Origin of the sequence: Marisediminitalea oceani (assembly GCF_003731635.1) — a bacterium.
Classification (GTDB): domain Bacteria; phylum Pseudomonadota; class Gammaproteobacteria; order Enterobacterales; family Alteromonadaceae; genus Alteromonas; species Alteromonas oceani.
The window spans coordinates 17,594-40,736 of the sequence record NZ_RCUA01000020.1 but is presented as its reverse complement, the minus strand read 5'-3'; the positions used below and the strand labels follow the sequence as shown (position 1 = coordinate 40,736).

Below are 23,143 nucleotides of genomic sequence, written 5' to 3'. Positions count from 1 at the left end.
GCCAAAAATTCAATATTAAAATGTAAATAGTAATATGCAGTATTTTCACAAACTCACTGGATTAAGAGGCTTTGCCGCGCTAATTGTGTTTGTTTCCCATGCGGCGAATGAAACACTGTTACCAACGTTTCTGGGGAATGGTTTTGGGCAAACCGGTGTTATGCTTTTCTTTCTTCTTAGTGGGTTTTTGATGACTCAGTTATATATCCATGAAGAGTTCAGTAAAGTAAACATCAAACGGTATGCATTCGCGAGGATTGGTCGTGTTTTGCCTCTGTATTTCACCCTATTAATTATTTCTGTGCTGATCACTAAACTCGAAGGTGGCAGTTCTATATACCCTTTTATGTTTACCGAGTTCAATCGAACTGTTGAAGCTTTTATGCTTATTAAAGCCCCGTACATTTTTTGGACCATACCCGTAGAAGTCCAGTTTTATGTCGTTTTCATTGGCTTTTGGGGATTGTATAAATCCGGTTTTAGCACTTATGTCCTAATTCTTTACGCGCTACTTACCGTTTTACCCAGTGCTTATTTTTATTTTTTTGTGAAACCAAAGCTGTTAGGCATTATCTCTACTTACGGATTTGCTTTCTTCCTGGGGCTTGTTTCAGCCTTTGCCTTTGACAAAATAAAAGATTCGGTTTCGGCACATAAAGCGGCCAATTGGTTTGGGTTACCCGTACTTATCCTGTTGTGTCTCAATCTGCCTGAACTTCGAAGTATGGTTGGTTTGATATATACCGAAGATTTCTTTTGGAAAACATGGGGTGACCCATTGACCTGGCTACTGGTATACAGCGTGTTTCTGTGTGTAATTTTAAATTCGACCAGTATGTCAATTTTAAACAGCCAGTTTTTTGTTTATCTTGGTAAAGTTTCCTACGGCTTTTACTTATTGCATTACCCTGTATTGGCATATTTCGTATCGATAACTGATATAAACATGTACATAAGATTAGGCTTAGCATTGTTTATTACGTTGTTGCTTTCTCACTTATCGTTTTATTTTTTCGAAAAGCCGCTTGCTAACAAAATACGTCGGTATGGTAAGTCAAATGCGGTGTCGGCATAATCAAAAGTAAAAAGGCGCCATCAGGCGCCTTTGCAGAGTAACCGCTAAATGCTTTATTCAGCGCCACGCAACAGGGCGTTGATCCCTACTTTAGCGCGGGTTTTTGCATCAACCTTTTTCACGATGATGGCAGCGTACAGGCTGTATTTACCATCTTTGCCAGGCAGGTTGCCCGGTACAACAACCGCACCAGCTGGTACGCGGCCGTAGTGTACTTCGCCGGTTTCACGGTCATAAATACGGGTAGACTGGCCGATGTACACGCCCATCGAAATAACTGCGCCTTCCTCCACGATAACGCCTTCAACAATTTCAGAGCGCGCGCCAATAAAGCAGTTGTCTTCGATAATGGTTGGGTTAGCCTGCAATGGCTCCAAAACACCGCCAATGCCAACGCCACCAGACAAGTGAACGTTCTTACCAATTTGTGCACATGAGCCAACGGTAGCCCAGGTATCAACCATGGTGCCTTCGTCAACAAACGCGCCGATATTAACGTATGAAGGCATTACCACAACGTTTTTGCCCACGAATGAGCCGGTACGTACAGCCGCCGGCGGCACAATACGAACGCCGTCAGCAGCAAACTGCTCGGCGGTGTAATCGGCATACTTCAGTGGCACTTTATCGTAGAAGCGGCTTTCTGCGCCTTCCATTACGTCATTATTGTGCAGGCGGAAAAACAGTAATACTGCTTTTTTCAGCCACTGGTGAACAACCCATTCACCGGCAATTTTTTCGGCCACACGTGCTTCACCGCTGTTGAGTAAGGCAATGACATCGCTCACTGCTTGTTTTACTTCAGCAGGGGCAGCGGAAGGTGTGATACTTGCGCGGTCTTCGAAGGCCGCTTCAATAATGGCTTTTAATTCAGTCATGGTATGTTGATATCTTCAAGTTGATCGAGTTTAAACAATATCCGCTTTTTAAGCGTCGTCTGTTCTTCCGGCGTCAGGGCTTTGCCATGCTCATTCGATACGATAAATACGTCTTCTGCGCGTTCACCGATTGTGGCAATTTTGGCTAATTTTAATGTGAGATTGCAGTCTACGAAAGCGTGACCGACTTTAGCAAGAATTCCCGGCGCGTCCAATGCTTCCAGCTCAATTAATGTGGCATCATCCTGGGAAGAATAAAAACGCACTTTAACCGGCACATCCAATTGCTTGTGTTGGCGGGAAAGCTTGCGGGTATTGTTATGACTGCGTCCGGGTTTAGATAATTGCTCGGCAATGGCCTGCTCAATTGAACGCAGTCGCGATTCGCCCTCAATGCGCGAACCGTCATTTTCCAGAATCAGGATGCTATCAAACACATGACCGTCGCGGGTCACGGCGATATGCGCATCATGGATGGAGCAATTACGGCTATCGAGTACCGATGCGATCTGGGCAAACAGAGCCGGTCGGTCTTCGCCGTATAACAATAACTCTGTGCCGCCTTTGGCCAGGTCATTATTGGTTTTGATCAGCATTTCGCCGGCTTCATGGTCGAGCTCAAAGGCCAGAATTGCCTGGCTGTGCCAGCTGATTTGCTCTGGCTTAAAGCGAGCAAAATAGTCGTCTTCGAAGCGCGACCATAAGGTCTCCAGTCGCTGTGCATCAGCTTTAGCAGTAGTCAGCAGTTTGAGTGCTTTGGCTTTGTGTGAATCCACCCGTTCGCGCATGGTTACGCCGCATTGCAGGCCATTATCCAGGGCTTTTTGGGTCATGCTGTACAGCTCTCTTAAAAGCGAGGCTTTCCAGTCGTTCCACAGGTTGTCGTTGGTGGCCCGAATATCCGCGAGAGTCAGTACATAAAGCAGGTTCAGGTGCGTGTGACTACGCACAGCTGTAGCAAAATCGTTTACTACATCCGGATCATAGATGTCCCGGCGTTGCGCTACTACCGACATCAGCAGGTGATTTTCCACTAACCAGGCAATCAGGTCGGCGTCGGACTTTTCAATACCGTGAGCTTCGCAGAAAATCGCTACATCCTTCGCACCCAGCGTAGAATGATCACCATTACGGCCTTTGGCAATATCATGAAAGATTGCCGCAATGTAAATAAGCTCTGGCTTGTCGAAATTCCGCACTATGCGGCCACAGCGGGGAAACTCCGTATTATGCGGCTGAAAATAATGGTTAACGTGCTTCACCAGGCGATGCGTATGTTCATCCACCGTGTAGGCGTGGAATAAGTCAAACTGCATCATGCCCACAATGTGATCCCACTCGGGCAGGTACGATTGCAAAATACCGTACTGATGCATAATGTCCCAGGCGAAGTCAAAGAAATGCGGGTGTTTAAATAGCTCTATAATTAACTGACGACATTCCACTCGCTCTACATAATAGGCCGACTGGAAACGACGACGGGCATTGCGCAACTGGCGGATACAGTTGGTATCCAGGCCCTGAACATCAGGGTTATCCGCAATGGTTTTAAGAAATCTGAGGATATCTTCGGGCGATTCGAAAACGTTGTTATGCGTAGGAGAAATATTGCCGTCGAGCAAACAAAAATCGTCGTTGATGGTTTTGCGACTCTGGATAGTCTGGTTCAGCATGTCGTAGCGGAAGCGCTGCAGCAGCATCTGGTTGAGTTCGCTGACACGGCGTACGGTGCGGAAAAAGGCCCGCATCATTTTTTCAACCGCGGTTTTACTGTCATCACCGTAGCCCATCATAGCGGCAACGTCTGGCTGATAGTCAAACAATAAGCGGTTTTCACTGCGTCCGGCGACCAGGTGCAGAGCAAAGCGGATACGCCATAACGACATACGGCATTCGACTAGCTCATCAAGTTCATCCTTGGTGAAATAGCCATGACCAACCAGCCCTTTACCATCGTATTCTTTAAAGTGTTTTTTAGCGACCCAGCCAATTGACTGAATGTCGCGTAAACAGCCCGGGTTTTCCTTGATATTCGGTTCAAGGTTGTAAGACGTGCCATTAAACTTAGCATGACGGGCTTTTTGCTCTTCGTACTTGGCGGCAAAGAAGGCCTTGCTGGTCCAGCAGGTGTCTTTTTCGTTGACGGCGTGCCACATGTCCACAAAGGTTTGGTCGCAGCCACTGAGCATGCGGCTTTCTACCAGGTTGGTGGCAATGGAAATATCATCCCTGGCAAGCTTTACCGTTTCTTTGATGGTGCGTACCGACTGACCGACATCAAGTTTAATGTCCCACAGCATGGTAATAAACTGGCCGACTTTTTCCTGTACGTCACGCTTAAGAGGTTTTTTACTGACAATCAGCAGGTCAATGTCGGAGTAGGGCTGCAAATGGCCGCGACCATACCCCCCAACTGCACAAAGCGCCAGGCCTCTTTCATTTGCCAGGCCGTAAAGTGTCCATAAGCGTTGCAACAGCGTATCAATAAATATTGCGCGGCCGGTCACCAGTTCGTCGATGGGTAGCAGTGTAAAGGCTGACTCTAACCATTCGTAGCTTTGTGACACCAGTTGTTTAAATGCTTTGATGTCGTCGACAGAGTCGATGGTAGCGATTTCTTCACATAACGATTTTAATTTCACAACTCACCCAATGAATACATCCGAACACTCTCTGTGAATTAATCCAACAGGATTAACCCGGCACTTTTTGCCGCTTAAGCAAGCGAATGCCGCCCTGAGGCGGCATTATTAACTAACTGTGGTGATAAATTCGTTCGAGATCTTCGTCATCCCTAAGCGTCAGTACTTCAACACCATCCTCAGTAACCAGCAGGGTATGTTCCCACTGTGCACTGAGGCTGCGGTCTTTGGTTACCACGGTCCACTGGTCCGGTAATATTTTTGAATAACGTTTTCCGGCATTCACCATGGGTTCGATAGTAAAGCACATGCCGGGAACCAGTTCGTCACCGGTACCTAGGCGGCCGTAGTGAACGATTTGTGGTTCTTCGTGGAAGCCCGCGCCAATGCCGTGTCCGCAATACTCGCGGACAATCGAATAATTGTGCGCTTCTGCGTGAGTCTGGCATATATGGCCGATATCGCCCAGGCGCATGCCGGGTTTAACTTCCTTGATAGCCTTATAAAGGCATTCCTGAGTCACTCTTACCAAACGGTCGGCCATAATGCTGGGCTTACCCACCATAAACATTTTTGACGTATCGCCATGGTAGCCGTCTTTTATTACGGTAACGTCAACATTAACAATGTCGCCATCCTTGAGCTTTTTATCAGCTGGGATACCGTGACAAATCACATGGTTTACCGACGTACAAATGGATTTTGGGAAGGGCGGGTGACCGTAATTAAGAGGTGCTGGAATCGCTTGTTGCTCATTAACGATATAGTCATGGCAAATGGTGTTAAGCTCATCGGTAGTCACGCCTTTTTTAACGTGTTCACCTAGCATCATTAATACGTCTGCAGCCAGTTTACCGGCAACGCGCATTTTTTCGATTTCTTCAGCGGTTTTAATTATTGCAGCCACCTGAGTCCTCTTTTAATTAGACAGTAGAATAAATAACAGAAACGGGTGTTTCCGCAGTTCCGTCATTTTCAAAAGGCTGTATGTTAGCGAATACCGCTGCGCGTGTATAGCGCCTGTGGGTTTAGTACTGGCAAAAAGCGCCAGTTTACCGGCCTGAAACCTAACTTTAACTTGAGATGACAGGCGCTACATGGTATAAAGCGCGCGCTTTTTGAATTAACCCGAACATTTCTGTGGATTTTGGTTCACCGCAAATCACTTCAGTTACTTCAAAGAAGTACATTACTTATATTAAAACACACATACACTGTGACTGCGTATCGGGGTGTCTGCGTTGCTTTATTGCAATAGTGGATCGATACAAAGGGTGTATGGAGGCCTAACCCCAATTGAGGAATTAAACATGGCAAACGTTTCTATGCGTGACATGCTGAAAGCCGGCGTGCATTTCGGTCACCAAACCCGTTACTGGAACCCTAAGATGAAACCTTACATCTTTGGTGCTCGTAACAAAGTTCATATCATCAACCTGGAAAAAACTGTTCCTTTATTCAACGAAGCACTTAACTTCCTGTCTGGCGTTTCTGCCAAGAAAGGTAAAGTTCTGTTCGTTGGTACTAAGCGTGCAGCCGGTGATGCAGTTAAAGAAGCAGCACAGAAATGTGACCAATTCTATGTGAACAAGCGTTGGTTGGGCGGTATGCTGACTAACTGGAAAACTGTTCGTCAGTCAATCAAGCGTCTGAAAGACCTTGAGCAGCAAAGCCAGGACGGTACTTTCGAAAAGCTGACCAAAAAAGAAGCGCTGATGCTTCAGCGTGAAATGGACAAGCTGGAAAGCAGCCTGGGTGGTATCAAAGACATGGGCGGTCTGCCTGACGTACTGTTCGTAATCGATGCCGATCACGAGCACATCGCGGTAACTGAAGCCCGTAACCTGGGTATCCCGGTTGTATCTGTTGTTGATACTAACTCAAACCCAGATGGTGTTGATTACATCATCCCTGGTAACGACGATGCAATTCGTGCCGTTCAACTGTACTTAAACGCTGCTGCTGATGCAGTTAGCGCAGGTCGCAACAGCAACCTGGAAGTACAAGCTGAAGACGAGTTTGTTGAAGCAGCTGAGTAATCCGCTTGCTTAATCTGAGGCTCAACTGAGCCTCAGATTAGTTGTACCGATCGACTCTGATCGAAGATTAAGAATTAATTAAGAGGGGCGTTCGCCCCTTTTACTCTGAATTTAAATATTGCTGAGGAATTGAAAATGGCAGTGACTGCAGCACTCGTAAAAGAATTGCGTGAGCGTACTGGCGCCGGCATGCTGGATTGCAAAAAAGCGTTAGTTGAAACTGATGGTGACATCGAACTGGCCATCGAAAACATGCGTAAGTCTGGTCAGGCTAAAGCCGCTAAAAAAGCTGGCCGTATCGCCGCTGAAGGTGTAATCCTGACTAAAGTTGAAGCAGGCAAAGCGACCATGCTTGAACTGAACTGTGAAACTGACTTCGTAGCTCGTGACGAAGGCTTCCTGGCGTTTGGTAACAAACTGCTGGATGTTGCTTTTGAAAACAACCTGAACGACATCGAAGCACTGAACGCGGCTGAAGTTGAAGGCGGCGTAGTTAGCGAAGTGCGTGACGCACTGGTAGCTAAAATCGGTGAAAACATCTCTCCACGTCGTGTACTGACCGTTGAAGGTGACAACTTAGGTGCATACGTGCACGGTGGCCGTATCGGCGTAGTTGCTCTGTTAACTGGTGGTGAAGAAGAGCTGGCAAAAGACGTTGCTATGCACGTTGCGGCTTCAAGCCCGCAGTTCGTTAAGCCAGAGCAAGTACCAGCTGAAGTAGTTGAAAAAGAAAAAGCTATCCAAATCGAAATCGCGATGCAGTCTGGCAAGCCAGCTGAAATCGCTGAGAAAATGGTTGTTGGCCGCATGAAGAAATTCACCGGCGAAATCAGCCTGACTGGTCAGCCTTTCGTTAAAGATCCTTCTGTATCAGTAGGCGAATTACTGAAGTCTAACAACGCTGACGTTGTTAACTTTGTTCGCTTTGAAGTAGGTGAAGGTATCGAGAAGAAAACCGAAGATTTCGCTGCAGAAGTAGCGGCGCAAATGGAAGCTGCTAAGAAATAATTAGCGGTTTGACTTTTGCATTCGGCCAATGTCGGATACACTACGAGCACCTCTTCGGAGGTGCTTTTTTATAACTGAAAGCAAAGCACCGGCTATACCTGAAGATGACGACCGATTAAGTCGGTTTGGCTCATAGTTTGTGTACAAAATATGACCCAAGCCGAATCAAGAGGAAAAAACAACAATGAGCATCGCACCAAAATCCGCCTACCGACGCATCCTGCTTAAACTCAGCGGCGAAGCGCTAATGGGGAATGAAGGCTTTGGTATTGATCCCAAAGTGCTGGACCGCATGGCCCAGGAAATCAAAGAACTGGTAGAATTGGGTGTTCAGGTTGGACTGGTTATCGGCGGTGGTAACCTGTTTCGTGGTGAAGGACTCGCCAAAGCGGGTATGAATCGGGTAGTGGGCGACCACATGGGCATGCTGGCCACGGTAATGAATGGCCTGGCAATGCGTGATGCACTGCACCGTGCTTTTGTAAATGCCCGCTTGATGTCAGCTATTCCCCTCAACGGTGTCTGTGATGCCTACAACTGGGCAGAAGCCATTAGCCTGCTGAAATCAGGTCGCGTGGTTATTTTCTCTGCCGGCACCGGCAATCCATTTTTTACCACCGACTCTGCTGCATGTTTACGCGGTATCGAAATTGAAGCCGACGCTGTTCTGAAAGGAACCAAAGTTGATGGCGTCTTCAGTGACGATCCGGTGAAAAACCCCGAAGCGAAACTGTACTCGCAGCTTTCATATCAGGACGTACTGGAAAAAGAATTAAAAGTGATGGACCTGTCAGCCTTTACGCTGGCACGTGACCATAGCTTACCTATACGGGTTTACAATATGAATAAGCCTGGCTGCCTCAAACGGGTAGTGATGGGCGAACCTGAAGGCACTTTGATCGACCATGTCGAAAGTGTTACTGAATAATAATACAGGAAGATATTACCGTGATTGATGAAATTGAATTAGATGCGCAAGAGCGCATGGAAAAAAGTATCACAGCGCTAAAAGGCCAACTGAGCAAAATCCGTACAGGTCGTGCTCACCCAAGTTTACTCGATGGCATTCAGGTGCCTTATTACGGCGCAGATACTCCGTTGCGTCAACTGGCCAATATCATCACCGAAGACAGCCGTACCCTGGCGTTAACGGTATTCGATAAGAGCTCAATTCAGGCCGTAGAAAAAGCCATCATGCAGGCTGACCTGGGCTTAAATCCAATGAGTGCCGGTACGACGATTCGTATTCCTCTGCCGCCGCTGACTGAAGAGCGTCGTAAAGATCTTATTCGCGTGGTACGTAACGAAGCCGAACAAGGCCGGGTGGCGATTCGTAATATTCGCCGCGATGCCAACAGCGATATCAAAGAATTACTCAAAGAAAAAGAAATCAGCGAAGACGAAAGTCGCGCAGGTGAAGAAAATATCCAGACACTAACCAATGAATTTATCAAAAAAGTTGATAACATGCTGTCTGATAAAGAAACTGAGTTAATGGAAGTATAAATAAGATCATGTCGCGATCGCAGACTGACGAAGCAACGCTGGACGAAAGACTGGCGTTGCTGAATATGCCCAGGCACGTGGCCATTATTATGGATGGCAACGGACGCTGGGCCAAAAAGAAAGGGAAGATTCGTACTTTCGGGCATCGCGCTGGTGTGGAATCAGTGCGTGCTGCGGTGCGTTTTGCACGCAAGAACGCCATTCAGTCACTCACCTTGTTTGCTTTTAGCAGTGAGAACTGGAAACGTCCGGAAGAAGAAGTCAGTGTTTTAATGGATCTGTTTAATCTGGTATTAAACAGCGAAGCTAAACGGTTGAATAAAAACGGTGTGCGATTAAAAGTATTGGGTGATACCTCACGTTTTGATCGCAAACTGGTTGATAAAATCAACAAAGCCGAAGCAATGACCGCAGACAACAAAGAGTTGGTGCTTAACATTGCGGCCAACTATGGCGGCCGTTGGGATATCGTTAACGCCGCCAGACAGCTTGCAGATAAAGTAAGCGACGGCAGCCTTAACGCCAATCAGATCGATGAAGCCGTGTTCGACCAGCATATGTCTACCCAGGGCTTACCTGAGCTCGACTTGTTGATTCGAACTGGCGGCGAACATCGCATCAGTAACTTCCTGCTCTGGCAGTGCGCCTATGCTGAATTGTATTTCACTGATGTGCTGTGGCCTGATTTCGACGAAGAAGCCTTCTATCTGGCCGTGAAAGACTACAGTGAGCGTCAGCGCCGCTTTGGCCTTATCGGTGAGCAGGTGGAGACCACAGAGGTTGCAAACTCCTAATGACTGCCTGCTGCCGGCAACTAGCCTATAAAAGACCCATCGCATGTTAAAGCAACGAATTATTACGGCGCTGATCCTGGCGCCACTGGCTATTATGGCCATCTTGTTTTTACCCATTCATATATTTCAGTATGTGATTGCCGGTGTGGTCGCCCTGGGCGGTTACGAGTGGGCGAATATGTCGGGGATTACTGGTCGCCCCTATAAGATAGCTTTCGGGCTTATCTTGCTCGCTGGCTGCCTGACCCTGATTGGTATTGTGGATGTCGATCTGATTTGGTCACAGGGAGCACTTAATGAGTTCTACCACTGGATCCTGTCGGTAGCAGCGGTTTGGTGGCTGGCGTCATTCTTTATGATCCTTGCGTACCCCCGTTATTCGGCGTTCTGGCGTCAAAGCTGGATGATTCGCTGTTTATTTGGCGTGTTAACCCTTATTCCAACCTGGGTAGCCGTAGTAGCCCTGCGCTCCAGCCTTTACGATGTAGACACTTTTTACGGTGCATCGCTGATTTTTTATGTGCTGGGAATTGTCTGGGCTGCCGATATCGGCGCTTTCTTTGTGGGCGTGAAATTCGGCCGTCATAAGCTACGTCCTAACGTGTCACCGGGCAAAACCTTTGAGGGGCTCTTCGGTGGCATCATGGCATCTTTTGCGATTATTGCCTTTGCCGCGCTGCATTATCAGGTGGAATCCTCGCGTATCTGGCTGCATTTACTTATTGGCGGCTTAACGGTTGGCGTGTCAGCGCTGGGCGACCTCAACGAAAGTATGTTTAAACGGTGCGCCGGCATTAAAGACAGCGGCCGGATTTTACCTGGTCATGGTGGTCTGATGGACCGCATCGATAGCCTGACTGCCGCTTTTCCTGTATTTGCCTACTGCTACGTCACCTGGATGGCATAATGCAAACGGTTACGATTCTTGGTGCGACCGGCTCCATCGGTCAAAGTACACTTGATGTTATTGCCCGCCACCCGGATCTATACCGGGTTTTTGCGATCACCGGCCACCGTCAGGTGGAAAGACTGGTGCAGCAGGCAAAAGCCTGTCACGCGCGCTTTCTGGTTGTTGCCAGTGATGCGGATTACGAGCAGGCCATTAGCCTGGCTCGTGAGTATGAACTGTCCTCGGAAGTGCTAAGTGGCAAACGGGCACTGGAAGATGTTGCGTCAGCGCCGGAAGTCGATTCGGTTATGGCGGCCATTGTCGGTGCCGCGGGTCTTGAGCCTACGCTGGCGGCGGTAAAAGCCGGTAAGCGAGTCTTGCTGGCCAATAAAGAATCGCTGGTGATGTCCGGCGCTTTATTTTTAGATGCCGCCAGACAGTCTAAGGCCGAGATCTTACCCATCGACAGCGAACATAACGCCATTTTTCAGTGCTTACCGGCAGATTTTAATTACGGCGAATTAAGTGCATCCGGTATCAGTAAAATACTACTGACTGGCTCTGGTGGCCCGTTCCGGGAGCGGGAACTGTCGACCTTTGCTGAGATTACACCTGAACAGGCCTGTGCCCATCCCAACTGGGATATGGGGCGCAAAATCTCGGTAGACTCAGCCACCATGATGAACAAAGGGCTGGAGTTTATTGAAGCCTGTTGGTTATTCGGTTTACAGCCAGACGATATTCAGGTGGTGTTGCATCCACAAAGCACCATCCATTCCATGGTGCAGTATGTTGATGGTTCGGTGATTGCGCAAATGGGCAATCCTGATATGCGTACGCCTATTGCCTATGGGTTAGGGTATCCCAACCGTATTGATGCCGGCGTGGCACCGCTCGATTTTGCCACACTCAGTGATTTGAGTTTTTCGACCCCGGATACCCATCGCTTCCCTAATTTGTATCTAGCTATTGAAGCCTGTCGCAGTGGCCAGGCCGCCACTACGCGCCTGAATGCCGCCAATGAAATCGCGGTGCAGGCATTTTTGGACAATCGCATAAGCTTTAACCAAATAGCACAAATAAACGAGGAAATTCTAAATCGTTTTGAACCAACCGCAGTTTCGTCCATCCAACAGGTGCTTGAGTTAGACAAACAGGCAAGACTGGCTGCAATAGCAATGGTAGAGGAAAGTTAAAGCGTGTTTGAATTTTTGCGTAATGCCGGTGCATTTATTATTGCCCTGGGTATTCTGGTAGCGGTTCACGAATGGGGGCACTACTACATTGCGCGCCTGTGTGGCGTGTACGTAAAACGGTTTTCCATTGGCTTTGGTAAGCCAATCTGGAGCAAAGTAGATAAGCACGGTACCGAGTTTGCCCTGGCGGCTATTCCGTTAGGTGGTTACGTGCGTATGCTCGATGAACGGGTGGATGAAGTGCCACCTGAAATGGCTTCGCAGGCGTTTAACAATAAGTCTGTGGGCAAACGAATGGCCATTATTGCGGCCGGTCCGGGCGTTAATTTTATCTTTGCTGCCATTGCTTTGTACGTAATGTTTTTGATTGGTATCAGCACCATCAAACCGGTTATTGGTGAGGTGAGTCCTGATAGCATCGCAGCGAAAGCGGGCCTGACCGGCAATATGGAAATTATCGCCGTAGGCTCACGGGAAACGCCGGACTGGGAAGCTGTGAATCTGGAACTGATGTCATACATTGGCCAGGAGAGCATGCCGGTAACTGTAGCTTCAGAAAGTGACAGTGCCCGCCAGCGAGTTTTAGATATTGCCGGATGGAACTTTGATCCGGATTCGGAGTCTCCTTTACGCAGTCTGGGAATTTCGCCATTCAGGCCCGGGGCAACATTAACCGTTGCATACGTGGCCGAACAGACTGCGGCAAGTGCAGCCGGCCTTCAGCAAAACGACGAGATTGTGGCGCTGGATGGACAACCGGTGACGGCCTGGGAAGATTTGGTTGCCCAAATTAAGAACCGCCCGGGTGAACAGTTAGAGATTCGGGTAAACAGGGCTGGTCAAACCTATGACCTTTCTGCCACAATTGGGCGCCGTGATACGCCAGAGGGGCAGGACGGTTACCTGGGAGTCAGTCCTTTTGCCGAACCATGGCCTGAAGGTTATGTGTTTACCCACCAGTACGGACTGCTGGAAGCGGTAGGCAAAGCGGTCGATAAGACCTGGCGTTTAATGACCTTAAGCGTCGAAATGATAGGGAAACTGATTACTGGTGATGTATCAGTTAAAAACCTGAGCGGCCCGATTGCTATCGCGCAGGGCGCGGGTAACAGTGCAGGATATGGCCTGGTTTACTTTTTAAGTTTTCTGGCCCTGATCAGTGTGAACCTGGGGATAGTCAATTTACTGCCCCTGCCAATGCTAGACGGCGGTCACCTGATGTACTTTACCATTGAGTGGATTACCGGCCGCCCGGTACCTGAGGAAGTTCAGGAGTGGGGATTTAGAATTGGTGCCATGCTGTTATTTACCATAATGAGCATTGCCATAATTAATGATATTACACGTTTGTCGTAAGAATGCAGACGTCAGCAAGAATAAGCGAACGCAGCAGGAAGAAAAAGAATAGATGAAGTTTAATCAGTTAGTAGTAGCCGGATTGTTATGCTCCAGTGCTAGCTTAGCCAACGCTGCTTCAGGCAACAGTGAGTTTGTCGTAGAAGATATCCGGGTTGAAGGCCTGCAGCGGGTTGCTTTGGGCGCCGCGCTAACCTACATTCCGGTGCAAAAAGGTGACGAAGTCAATTCATTTCGAATTACACAGTTGATTCGGTCTCTGTATTCGTCAACACACTTTGAAAACATTCAGGTATTGCGTGATGGCAATACACTGGTGATAAAAGTTGCCGAACGTCCGACCATCAGTAACATTATTTTTGACGGCAACGATGACATTAAAGATGAGCAGCTTCAGGAAAGTCTGGACGGCAGTAATATTCGGGTGGGTGAGCCACTGGATAAAACCGTTCTGACCTCCATTGAAAATGGCCTGAAAGACTTCTTTTACAGCATTGGTAAATATAACGCCGACGTCACCGCGATCATCACGCCTTTACCGCGTAACCGGGTGGATTTGAAGCTATTGTTTGAAGAGGGCGATGCGGCCGATATCAAACAAATCAATATCGTTGGTAACGAACTGTTCTCAGACCAGGAACTGCTGGAAGATTTTGAGTTGCAGTTTAATACTGCCTGGTATGATTTCCTGTCAGAAACCCGTTATCAGCAGCAAACGCTGCAGGGGGATATGGAAACCCTGACCAATTTCTACATGGACCGCGGGTATCTGCGCTTCAATGTAGATTCTACTCAGGTGGCCATGACCCCTGAGAAAGACGGTATCTATATTTCACTGAACGTCACCGAAGGTGAGCAATACACCATCTCAGAAGTTGAGCTGGTGGGTGAAATGCTGGGTCATGAGAACTACATTGAACGAGTATTACCACTTACGCCGGGCGAGTTATACAATCAGGCGGAAGTGACCTACACCGAAGAATTTATCAGCAAATATCTGGGCCGTTTTGGTTATGCCTATCCTACGGTAACCACCGTGCCGGAAATTAACGATGAAGATAAAACCGTTAAGCTGACTCTGCGGGTAGATCCGGGAAAACGCATCTATGTACGCCGGATTAACTTTAACGGCAACACCATTACGGCCGATGAAGTGTTACGTCAAAACGTAGTGCAAATGGAAGGTACCTGGCTCTCCAATGATTTGCTGGAAAGCTCGAAAAACGCCATGTCACGTCTGACCTACATGGAAGAAGTAGAGTTTGATACCGTACGTATTCCGGGTAAAGACGACCAGGTTGACGTGCAGTTTAAAGTGAAAGAACAACCTTCTGGTTCATTTAATGCGGGTATCAGCTATGGTGATCAGACTAAGTTAGGTTTGCAGGCGGGTATTCAGCAGGATAACTTCCTGGGTACCGGTAAGCGCATCGGCGTTAATGTGAGTACTGTTTCGTATCAGAAGTCGGCACAGCTGTCTTATACTGACCCGTTCTTTACCATAGACGGCATCAGCTTAGGTGGAACCGTAGCGTTCAGTGAGTTCGATGGCTCCAGCTTTAACGTTATTCAGTACAATTCCAAGCGCTGGTCAGTCGGTGCCAATATTGGTTACCCGATTGACGAATTTAACCGGATTAACTTTGGTTTGACGTACTCTGATGTAGAGCTGTCTAACCGGGGGTATTACGAGCAAACTAACCGTTTCTACAGTCAGTTTACTGACGATCAGAATCCGGACGCGCCGATTTCCTATACCAGCCTGCAAAGCTCGGTTGCCTGGAGTCGCAGTACATTAAACCGTGGTTTGTTCCCAACGGCGGGTTCGTCGCAGCGTGCATCATTCAGTATTACCACGCCAAACTCAGACGTGAATTTCTTTAAAACCATTTACGACGGCCGCTTTTACTTCCCGCTCAGTCGCGATCAGCGTTGGTCGGTGCTAACCAAGGTCAGACTGGGTTATGGTAATGGCTATGGTGATATCAACGGCGAAGATCAGATTCTACCCTTTACAGAAAACTTCACAGCCGGTGGTGCGGATACGCTACGTGGTTTTGAGAACAACACTGTAGGCCCCAGAGGTATACAGCGTAGTCCCGGTTCAAATGCGATTACGTTACCTGATGGAACTCAGCTCCCTGGAAGTCCGGTTTTCGATTCGTACGTGCTCTCACGTCGTAGCCTGGGCGGGAACGCCATGGCGCTGGGTAGCTTGGAATTAATTACGCCGACCCCATTTGTCGAAGAAGATTCGTCTAACTCGGTTCGTACCAGTATATTTATGGACGTAGGTAATGTGTGGGACACAGAGTTTGATTATGATGAATATCTTCAGTTAAATAGAATCGGTGGTGATGAACTACTGGATTATTCTGATCCGACATTATTTCGCAGTTCAGCCGGTATTTCTGTACAATGGATATCACCAATGGGCCCAATGGTCTTTAGCTTTTCGCGAGCACTTAAAGAGCGCGAAGGTGATGATGCGAAATTCTTTACATTTAATATTGGTCAAACATTTTAATAGTAGCTGGCACAGACCAGAAAATAAAAGGAGCACCTTTTGAAACAGTTGGCAAAATACGCAATTGCATCGGCAATGTTAGGTAGTGCGATGTTTAGTTCTGCAGTAATGGCAGAGCAAAAGATCGCCGTGGTAAACGTGCAGGGTATTTTTCAGGCGCTGCCGCAAGCGGCGGAAATCCAGAATGCCATTTCCATGGAATTTAAAGAACAGGTTGACGAAGTTAACATGTTACAGCGTGATGGCCAGTTATATGCTGAGAAATTACAGCGTGACGCGGCAACCATGAGTGCTACCGAAAAGAAAGAGCTGGAAGAAAAAATTCTGACCGTGCGTGAGCAACTTTCTCAGAAAGTTCAGCCACTTCAGCAAAACATCCAGCGTCGTCAGAATGAAGAGCGCAACAAAATTTTAGCGCTTATCAAGCAAGCGATTGATTCAGTTGCTGCGGAAAACGACTACGATCTGGTTCTGGATGCACCGGCTGTGGTTTATGCAGACGAAAGCAACGACCTGTCACAAAAAGTACTGGATCAACTGAGTAAATTAAACTAGTCAGCGGCTGGTAACTACAGAGCAGGAGTTTAATACTGTTCTGTAAGTCGTCAGCAGGTACTTACAGCAACAACTAGTATCTAATCGTAATCAATCAGGCCAGCGCAGTGTGTTGGTCTGATTTGTTTTTAAGTGATTAACGCGTAAGGTTGCGGCCCATTAAAAGTCATAGCGGCAAGGCACCATATAGGGAGCTGTCTGCTTATACCGTGTCGAAGGAGATAATTTTTGGCCAACCCACTTAATACCATTGAAATCCGTGAAATCATGGATTTGCTGCCTCACCGGTATCCGTTTCTGTTGATTGACAGAGTGACGGATTTTGAACTGGGTGTCAGTATTAAAGCCTATAAAAACATTACACTGAACGAGCCATGTTTTACCGGCCATTTCCCCGATTATCCTATTTTCCCAGGGGTTCTTATCCTTGAAGCGATGGCCCAGGCTGCAGGCATTTTAGGGTTCAAGACCATTGGGAAAAACGATAAGCTATACTTATATGCCGGCATTGATAATGCGCGTTTTAAGCGGCCGGTCACCCCAGGTGACAAACTTGAGTTTGATGTGTGTCTGGTAAAAGAGCGTCGTGGGATCTGGAAGTTCAAAGGCGTCGCAAGTGTCGACGGCGAAGAAGCCTGCTACGCTGAGTTTATGTGTGCAATGAGAGAGAAGAAATAACGTGATTCATGAAACTGCGGTGATTTCCCCCGGTGCGACCCTTGGTAATAACGTCACAGTAGGCCCGTTTGCCATTATTGGTGATGAGGTGGTGATAGGTGATAACTGCCGCATTGAATCACATGTGGTTATCAAAGGGCCTACCCGCATAGGTCAGGGTAACCATTTTTATCAGTTTTGCTCAATCGGCGAAGACTGCCAGGACAAGAAATACGCTGGTGAGCGTACCGAATTGCTTATTGGTAACAATAACGTTTTTCGTGAAGGCGTTACAGTTCATCGTGGTACCGTACAAGACGAAAGTGTGACGCGCATTGGCTCCGACAACCTGTTCATGGTTAACGCGCACATTGCGCATGATTGTGTCCTTGGCAGTAATATCATCATTGCGAATAACGTGATGCTGGCAGGGCACGTTGAAGTGGGTGATTACGCCATTTTTGGTGGTGCGACGGCTGTTCATCAGTTTTGTAAAATTGGTGCTCACTCGTTTATGGGCGGTGGCGCGATTATTTTGCGTGATGTGCCCCCGTTTGTCATGGTCAGTGGAACCAAGCACATTCCTCAGGGGATCAATTCTGAAGGTTTGCGTCGCCGTGGTTATAGTAAAGAAACCGTTATGGCTATCAAGCGCGGATATAAAGCGATTTATCGTGAAAACAATACGCTTGATGAAGCTATTAAAAAACTAACCGAAATGGCAGATGAGCATCCTGAAATTGGCATGGTGATCACCTTCCTGGCAGCGTCTGAACGCGGCATCATCCGTTAAGCGATGCCGGTAAAACCGCTACGTATTGCCGTTGTCGCCGGCGAACCCTCCGGCGACGTTCTGGCAGCAGGTCTTATTACTGCCTTAAAACGTCGTTACCCCGATGCCGTCTTTGAAGGTATTGCCGGGCCGAATATGCAGGCTGCGGGTTGCACCAGTCTGTTTGATATCGAAATTCTTTCGGTGATGGGACTGGTAGAAGTGTTATCCAGCATCCGGCCCATTCTGAAAGTCAAAAATGAACTCATCGCTCATTTTATAAAGCACCCTCCGGACGTTTATATTGGTGTTGATGCGCCCGATTTTAACCTGCGTGTAGAAACTGCCTTAAAACAACATGGCATTAAAACCGTACACTACGTTAGCCCAACCGTCTGGGCGTGGCGGGAAAAGCGTATAGTTAAAATTGCCAGGGCCACTAACCGGGTACTGGGGATTTTTCCTTTCGAGCAGGATGTCTACGATAAATACCAGGTGCCTTATAGCTTTGTTGGTCACACCATGGCCGACATTATTCCGCTGCATCCGGACCAGGCCGAAGCCAGAGTAGCGCTAGGCCTGAGCAACGATAGTCAGTGCCTGGCATTACTACCCGGTAGCCGGAGCGGCGAGGTGGCAAAATTGCTGCCGGTATTTACCGCTACGGTAGAACAATTGTGGCAGCATAAGCCGGACTGTCAGATTGTTATCCCGGCCGCCAATGACAGACGCTTGCAACAAATTGAACAATACCTGCAAACCAATAAACCGGACTGGCTTAAAGATAGTCGGGTAATGGTGCTGGCGGGGCAATCCCGTGAAGCCATGATTGCCAGCGATGTGATCCTGCTTGCTTCCGGCACGGCTACACTGGAAGCCATGCTGTGCAAGCGGCCCATGGTATCGGCCTACCTGCTATCCTGGTTAACCCACAAAATGATGATGCGGTTATACAAACCGGCGTATTTTTCATTACCGAATATTCTGGCTAACGAAGCACTGGTGCCCGAGCTGTTGCAGGAGGATGTCAATCCCGAGCGGCTGTGCAGTGAACTGCTCAACTTGTTTGATGCCGATACCACAGCGTTAACAGATAGGTTTGTTGAATTGCACCAGTCGTTAAAGCAAAACGCCGATGAGCGTGCGGCAGAAGCCGTTCTGGAAGTAATTAATGAGTAAGTATATTGCCGGCGTAGATGAAGTTGGCCGGGGCCCGCTAGTGGGCGATGTTGTCACCGCTGCGGTGATACTCGATCCGAACAATCCCATAGAGGGACTAACGGACTCTAAAAAACTCAGCGAGAAAAAGCGCAAAACGTTATCGGCTGAAATCAAACAAAAAGCGCTGGCGTGGGCAATTGGCCGGGCAACGCCGGCCGAAATCGACAAACTTAATATTCTGCACGCCACCATGCTGGCCATGACCCGCGCCGTAGATAATCTGTTACTAACGCCAGACTTCGTATTGGTGGACGGTAACCGGTTACCGCCCTGGTCTTATGCTGCGGAAGCGGTGGTAAAAGGCGATAGCCTGCATCCTGAAATTTCGGCCGCATCGATTCTGGCCAAAGTGGAGCGGGATAACGATATGCTGGAGCTGGATAAGCAATATCCTGCCTATGGATTTGCCGCGCACAAAGGCTATCCCACCAAAGCGCACTTTGCAGCGCTGGCCGACAACGGTGTATTATCGTGTTATCGCAAAAGTTTTAAACCGGTGCAGGCATTACTTACTGCTGCAGAATCCTCGGTGACAACTAAAGGTTAATAAAAAATGTCAGCGAACTTTGTTCATTTACGGGTACACAGTGACTTTTCCATGATGGATGGTCTGAATAAGGTCAAACCTATTCTGGCCAAAGTGGAAGAGCTGGGCATGCCGGCGGTGGCTATCACCGATCAGATGAATATGTGTGGCCTGGTAAAATATTATTCAGAGGCGCACTCCCGCGGGATAAAACCCATCATTGGCACCGATTTCTGGGTGCAAAGCGAAGACTTTCCCGACGAGCCGTTTCGTCTTACCTTGCTGGCGATGAACAATGAAGGGTATAAAAATATTACCCTGCTCATCTCTAAAGCCTATTTACGCGGTCATGTTCATCACAAGGTGGTGATCGACAAACAATGGCTGGCGGAGCACGCTGAGGGCGTAATATTATTGTCCGGCGGCATGAAAGGGGATATTGGCCAACTCCTGGTGAAGAACAACCCTAAAATGCTCGAGGAAAACCTGGCATTTTACACCAACCACTTTGCCGACCGCTTTTATCTTGAAATGGTCCGTACCGGGCGGCGCGGTGAAGAAGATTATAATCACGCCGCGTTTGCGTTAGCTGAAGAGCGTGGACTGCCGGTAGTTGCCACCAACGAAGTGTGTTTTATCGACCGGGATAAGTTTGACGCCCACGAAATTCGGGTGTGTATTCACGATGGCTACACCCTGGATGATAAACGCCGTCCCAAACACTACAGTGAACAGCAGTATCTGCGCAGTAGCGAAGAGATGGTGGCACTGTTCGAGGATATTCCGGAAGCCATTGAAAACACGGTTGAAATAGCCAAGCGGTGTAACGTTACCGTGCGCCTTGGCGAGTACTTCCTGCCGCAGTTTCCAACTGGTGGAATGACTACCGAAGACTTCCTGGTAAAGGTTTCAGAAGAAGGTCTGGAAGAACGCCTTGAGTTTTTGTTCCCGGATGAAGCGGAGCGTCAGGAAAAGCGCCCGGCTTATGATGAACGGCTTAAAATTGAACTCGACGTTATTAACCAGATGGGCTTCCCGGGCTACTTCCTTATCGTTATGGAGTTCATCCAGTGGAGTAAGGACAATGATATCCCGGTGGGGCCGGGGCGTGGTTCCGGTGCCGGCTCGCTGGTGGCTTATGCGCTTAAGATCACTGATCTGGATCCGCTGGAATTTGACCTGCTATTCGAACGGTTCCTTAACCCGGAGCGGGTCTCGATGCCCGACTTCGACGTTGACTTCTGTATGGACCGGCGTGACGAGGTTATCGACCACGTTGCTGAGCTGTACGGCCGTGATGCGGTATCGCAGATTATTACTTTTGGTACCATGGCAGCGAAAGCGGTGGTCCGGGATGTAGGCCGGGTACTTGGCCATCCCTATGGTTTTGTTGATCGCATTTCAAAATTAATTCCGCCCGATCCGGGCATGACGTTATCGAAAGCCTTTGAAGCCGAACCGCGTTTACCCGAGCTTTATGAGCAGGATGAAGAAGTCCGCGATCTTATTGATATGGCGCGTATCCTTGAGGGGGTAACCCGAAACGCCGGTAAGCACGCCGGAGGCGTGGTGATAGCGCCCACAAAAATTACCGATTTTGCGCCGCTTTATTGTGATGATGAAGGTAAGAATCCGGTTACCCAGTTCGATAAAAATGATGTGGAAACCGCCGGCCTCGTTAAGTTCGACTTTCTTGGCCTACGAACCCTGACCATCATCCAGTGGGCGCTGGATATGATCAAGGAAGGGCAGGGCAAAGACGTTGATATTGCTGCTATTCCTTTAGAAGACAAAAAGAGTTTCCGCTCGCTACAAGCAGCCGAAACCACTGCGGTGTTCCAGCTTGAATCCCGCGGTATGAAAGAACTTATTAAACGTCTTAAGCCGGACTGTTTTGAAGACATTATCGCACTGGTAGCCCTGTTTCGTCCGGGGCCGCTGCAATCGGGCATGGTAGATAACTTTATCGACCGTAAGCACGGTCGGGAGGAAATTTCCTACCCTGATGCCGATTATCAGCACGAGTGTTTACAAGAAATTCTGGAGCCCACCTACGGCATTATCCTCTATCAGGAGCAGGTAATGCAGATTGCCCAGGAAATGGCCGGCTACTCGCTGGGTGGCGCTGACTTGCTGCGTCGGGCAATGGGTAAGAAAAAACCTGAAGAGATGGAAAAACAGCGGGCCGTGTTTGCAGAAGGGTCGAAGAACAACAATATCGACCCGGACCTGGCGATGAAAATTTTCGACCTGGTGGAAAAATTCGCTGGTTACGGTTTTAACAAATCTCACTCGGCCGCCTACGCACTGGTGTCTTACCAGACGTTATGGCTGAAAGTGCATTATCCGGCCGAATTTATGGCGGCGGTAATGTCGGCCGATATGGATAACACCGACAAAATTGTGACACTGGTGGACGAAGTCGGCCGTATGGGTCTGGAAATTCTGCCGCCGGATTTAAACAAAGGCCGTTACAAATTTACCGTAGATGCCGAAGGTCGCATTGTTTACGGCATTGGTGCGATCAAAGGGGTGGGTGAAGGCCCAATCGAAGCGATTATTGAAGCCCGCGAAAATCAGGGCGCATTTTCCGACCTGTTTGATTTTTGTGCCAAGGTTGATTTAAAGCGGGTTAATAAACGGGTACTGGAAAAACTGGTGCTGGCGGGTGCCATGGACAATTTAGGTCCGCACCGGGCCGCTATTATGGCCTCGCTGCCGGAAGCTATTGCGGCAGCCGATCAGCATGCTAAAGCCGAGTCTTTTGGTCAGTCTGATATGTTTGGTTTGCTGACTACCGAGCCCGAACAGGTGCGTCAGGCTTTTGCTGAAGTCCCCCAGTGGCCGGAAAAAGTCTGGCTGGACGGTGAAAAAGAAACCCTCGGACTGTATTTAACCGGTCACCCGATTAATCAATATGCCGAAGAAGTCCGTAACTATGTGGACGGACGTCTGGTAGATCTGCGTCCAACCGGCAAGGATCAAATGGCTACGGCGGTTGGTCTGGTGCTGGGTGTACGGGTAATGACCAATAAGAAAGGCCGACGCTGGGCAATTGTTACACTTGACGATAAAAGTGCTAGAATGGACGTCAGGTTCTTCCCTGAAATGTATGAAACTTTTGAATCAGTGCTCGAACCTGATCGTATTTTAGTCATCAAAGGACAGGTCAGCTTTGATGATTTCTCGGGGGGCAATACAATCACCGCCCGGGATGCTATGGATATCGTTCAGGCGCGTGAGAAAAATGCGCGCTCCCTGGCATTGCAAGTCGACACACAATGGTGTAAACCAGATAAGTTATCATCGTTGCAGTCGATTTTACGTAATTATGCGGGCGGTAGTTGCCCGGTTCAGTTAGATATTTTACATCCGGATGTGGCAGTTTCTTTAAAATGTGACGCACACTGGTTTATTACACCCGAAGATCAGTTATTGCACGAGTTAAAACAGTGCCTGGGTGAGCAGTCGGTTCGGCTAACCTTTCACTAATCGGTGAAGG

General features: G+C 48.4%; 19 protein-coding genes. 16 read left to right on the top strand and 3 right to left on the bottom strand.

The window, feature by feature from the left end:
* Positions 1-34: 34 nt before the first annotated feature.
* The gene (locus D9T21_RS06905) at positions 35-1,075 is read left to right on the top strand and encodes an acyltransferase family protein (RefSeq protein WP_123324312.1); all 1,041 of its coding nucleotides are present in this window, start codon (positions 35-37) and stop codon (positions 1,073-1,075) included.
* A gap of 53 nt (positions 1,076-1,128) precedes the next feature.
* Here the strand turns inward: D9T21_RS06905 and dapD are convergent, their stop codons facing one another.
* The 3 genes from dapD to map all read right to left on the bottom strand — a co-directional run bounded on the left by dapD (position 1,129) and on the right by map (position 5,502).
* On the bottom strand, positions 1,129-1,953 hold the full coding sequence (gene dapD / locus D9T21_RS06900; protein ID WP_123324311.1) for a 2,3,4,5-tetrahydropyridine-2,6-dicarboxylate N-succinyltransferase: 825 nt from the start codon (positions 1,951-1,953) through the stop codon (positions 1,129-1,131).
* On the bottom strand, positions 1,950-4,595 hold the full coding sequence (gene glnD, locus D9T21_RS06895) for a [protein-PII] uridylyltransferase (RefSeq protein ID WP_123324310.1): 2,646 nt from the start codon (positions 4,593-4,595) through the stop codon (positions 1,950-1,952). The genes dapD and glnD overlap by 4 nt, the downstream gene beginning before the upstream one ends.
* A gap of 112 nt (positions 4,596-4,707) precedes the next feature.
* Positions 4,708-5,502 carry a type I methionyl aminopeptidase gene (gene map, locus D9T21_RS06890; protein ID WP_123324309.1) on the bottom strand — a complete coding sequence of 265 codons (795 nt, stop codon included), beginning with the start codon at positions 5,500-5,502 and terminating at the stop codon, positions 4,708-4,710.
* Between the two features lie 403 nt (positions 5,503-5,905).
* Between map and rpsB the strand changes: the two genes are divergently transcribed.
* The 15 genes from rpsB to dnaE all read left to right on the top strand — a co-directional run bounded on the left by rpsB (position 5,906) and on the right by dnaE (position 23,133).
* Positions 5,906-6,634, top strand: a complete 729-nt coding sequence (gene rpsB / locus D9T21_RS06885) for a 30S ribosomal protein S2 (protein ID WP_105935044.1) — start codon at positions 5,906-5,908, stop codon at positions 6,632-6,634.
* Between the two features lie 135 nt (positions 6,635-6,769).
* A complete protein-coding gene (gene tsf, locus D9T21_RS06880) occupies positions 6,770-7,642 on the top strand; it encodes a translation elongation factor Ts (protein ID WP_123324308.1) in 873 nt (290 codons plus the stop codon).
* Positions 7,643-7,826: 184 nt separating this feature from the next.
* Entirely contained in the window at positions 7,827-8,570 is a 744-nt protein-coding gene (gene pyrH, locus D9T21_RS06875) for a UMP kinase (protein WP_105935046.1), read from the top strand.
* 20 nt (positions 8,571-8,590) lie between these two features.
* Positions 8,591-9,148, top strand: a complete 558-nt coding sequence (gene frr / locus D9T21_RS06870; RefSeq protein WP_123324307.1) for a ribosome recycling factor — start codon at positions 8,591-8,593, stop codon at positions 9,146-9,148.
* Positions 9,149-9,156: 8 nt separating this feature from the next.
* A complete protein-coding gene (uppS, locus tag D9T21_RS06865; RefSeq protein ID WP_123324306.1) occupies positions 9,157-9,942 on the top strand; it encodes a polyprenyl diphosphate synthase in 786 nt (261 codons plus the stop codon).
* Between the two features lie 43 nt (positions 9,943-9,985).
* Positions 9,986-10,849, top strand: coding sequence for a phosphatidate cytidylyltransferase (locus D9T21_RS06860; protein WP_123324305.1), 864 nt, complete (start codon positions 9,986-9,988; stop codon positions 10,847-10,849).
* Complete coding sequence (gene ispC, locus D9T21_RS06855) at positions 10,849-12,027, top strand: 1-deoxy-D-xylulose-5-phosphate reductoisomerase (protein WP_123324304.1); 1,179 nt, start codon at positions 10,849-10,851, stop codon at positions 12,025-12,027. The genes D9T21_RS06860 and ispC overlap by 1 nt, the downstream gene beginning before the upstream one ends.
* 3 nt (positions 12,028-12,030) lie before the next feature.
* Positions 12,031-13,383, top strand: a complete 1,353-nt coding sequence (gene rseP, locus D9T21_RS06850; RefSeq protein WP_123324303.1) for a sigma E protease regulator RseP — start codon at positions 12,031-12,033, stop codon at positions 13,381-13,383.
* 52 nt (positions 13,384-13,435) lie between these two features.
* Positions 13,436-15,910 carry an outer membrane protein assembly factor BamA gene (bamA, locus tag D9T21_RS06845; RefSeq protein ID WP_123324302.1) on the top strand — a complete coding sequence of 825 codons (2,475 nt, stop codon included), beginning with the start codon at positions 13,436-13,438 and terminating at the stop codon, positions 15,908-15,910.
* Between the two features lie 39 nt (positions 15,911-15,949).
* Entirely contained in the window at positions 15,950-16,465 is a 516-nt protein-coding gene (locus tag D9T21_RS06840; RefSeq protein WP_123324301.1) for an OmpH family outer membrane protein, read from the top strand.
* A gap of 228 nt (positions 16,466-16,693) precedes the next feature.
* On the top strand, positions 16,694-17,143 hold the full coding sequence (gene fabZ, locus D9T21_RS06835) for a 3-hydroxyacyl-ACP dehydratase FabZ (RefSeq protein ID WP_123324300.1): 450 nt from the start codon (positions 16,694-16,696) through the stop codon (positions 17,141-17,143).
* 1 nt (position 17,144) lies between these two features.
* The gene (lpxA, locus tag D9T21_RS06830) at positions 17,145-17,915 is read left to right on the top strand and encodes an acyl-ACP--UDP-N-acetylglucosamine O-acyltransferase (RefSeq protein WP_123324299.1); all 771 of its coding nucleotides are present in this window, start codon (positions 17,145-17,147) and stop codon (positions 17,913-17,915) included.
* 3 nt (positions 17,916-17,918) lie between these two features.
* Positions 17,919-19,073, top strand: coding sequence for a lipid-A-disaccharide synthase (lpxB, locus tag D9T21_RS06825; RefSeq protein ID WP_123324298.1), 1,155 nt, complete (start codon positions 17,919-17,921; stop codon positions 19,071-19,073).
* Positions 19,066-19,662, top strand: a complete 597-nt coding sequence (gene rnhB / locus D9T21_RS06820; RefSeq protein ID WP_123324297.1) for a ribonuclease HII — start codon at positions 19,066-19,068, stop codon at positions 19,660-19,662. Before lpxB ends, rnhB begins: the two co-directional genes overlap by 8 nt.
* Before the next feature lie 6 nt (positions 19,663-19,668).
* On the top strand, positions 19,669-23,133 hold the full coding sequence (dnaE, locus tag D9T21_RS06815; RefSeq protein ID WP_123324296.1) for a DNA polymerase III subunit alpha: 3,465 nt from the start codon (positions 19,669-19,671) through the stop codon (positions 23,131-23,133).
* Positions 23,134-23,143 lie beyond the last annotated feature (10 nt).